Below are 1,465 nucleotides of genomic sequence, written 5' to 3'. Positions count from 1 at the left end.
CGAGTTTGACAAAGTTCTTAGGTTTTCCAAATCTTCAAGCTTTAGAATAATTAAAACATTTAGCAGTGATGAACCACTTACCATATATCACGGAATAAAAGTTGAAATTCAAACTTCCACTGTACCCTTACGTCGCATTATACTTATTATATTAATCTACTATGCTGAAAAAACTTTAGGCATAACTTCATCAAAATTTTGATGTAAAAGAGATTCCAATTGATCATCATCAACCATTAACATAGCATTTTCTTTAGAAATAATACCTTCTTTTACCATATCAACAGCAATTTTCAGTGCAGCCTTAGCTGTTCTCTTACCATTTCTTGTTTGAAGAAAATATAGTTTTCCCTGTTCAATGGTAAACTCTATGTCCTGCATATCCTTGTAATGTCTTTCTAATCTTTCTGATATATTTATAAACTCTTTATAACAATCTGGTAATTCATCCTTCAATCTTAATATTTCATAAGGAGTTCTTGCTCCAGCTACCACATCTTCTCCTTGTGCATTTATTAAATATTCACCAAATATATGTTTTTCTCCAGTACATGGATTTCTTGTAAATGCAACACCTGTTCCCGATGTTTTGCCCATATTTCCAAATACCATTGCCTGAATATTAACAGCTGTTCCCCATTCCGTTGGAATGTTATTTAATCTTCTATACACCATTGCTCTTGGATTATACCAAGATCTAAATACAGCTTTTATTCCCTCTTGTAGTTGTTTTTTAGGATCTTGTGGAAATTCCCTTCCAATTTCTTTTCTATATAAATCTTTGTACTTTTCCACTATTTTTTTTAAATCATATGAATCTAAATCATTATCAAATTTAATTTTTTTCTTTTCCTTTACTTCATCAAGAATATCCTGAAATTTTATCTTTTCTATTTTCATGACAATATCAGAAAACATTTGAATAAATCTTCTATAGGTATCGTATGCAAATTTTTCATTATTAGTTAAATTACTTAAAGCCTTCACGGTTTCATCATTTAAGCCTAAGTTTAATATAGTATCCATTATTCCAGGCATAGAAACTCTAGCTCCAGATCTTACTGAAACAATTAATGGATTATCTTTACTTCCAAATTTTTTACCAGTTAATCCTTCAACTTTAGTTAATGCTCTATTTATCTGAGCTATCATTTCTTGAGATAAGCTTTTACCATCTTTATAGTATTTTGCACAAGCTTCTGTAGATAGTGTAAAACCTTCTGGAACAGGTATTCCTAAATTTATCATTTCAGCAATGTTAGCACCTTTTCCACCAAGCAGATTCTTCATCTTTGCATTTCCTTCATCAAAAAGGTATACATATTTTTTGCATTCCATAAAACAGCACTCCTTTTAATGTAAAAGTTCTAATATGTAATGTTTTCCAATAACTATATGACATATATTATCACTAGTGTTTAATTAATGGATTGAAAATCCTATTGACAAAATTTCTATGTAATAA

The 1,465-nt window shown here is 29.6% G+C and carries 1 protein-coding gene and 1 pseudogene; one reads left to right on the top strand and one right to left on the bottom strand.

The window, feature by feature from the left end; all coding sequences use genetic code 11:
* The coding region (locus EG57_RS26930) for a hypothetical protein (protein ID WP_032076314.1) at positions 1 to 202 on the top strand (202 nt) is incomplete at its 5' end.
* On the opposite strand, the pseudogene EG57_RS0205705 reads toward EG57_RS26930, so the two are convergent.
* Positions 187 to 1,338 (bottom strand): annotated as a pseudogene (locus tag EG57_RS0205705) (PEP/pyruvate-binding domain-containing protein); the annotation flags it as partial. The gene EG57_RS26930 and the pseudogene EG57_RS0205705 overlap by 16 nt on opposite strands.
* Positions 1,339 to 1,465: the final 127 nt, after the last annotated feature.

This window comes from Clostridium drakei (genome assembly GCF_000633595.2).
In the GTDB taxonomy this organism is placed as follows: Bacteria; Bacillota; Clostridia; order Clostridiales; family Clostridiaceae; genus Clostridium_AM; species Clostridium_AM drakei.
This window is presented reverse-complemented; position numbering and strand designations above follow the sequence as displayed.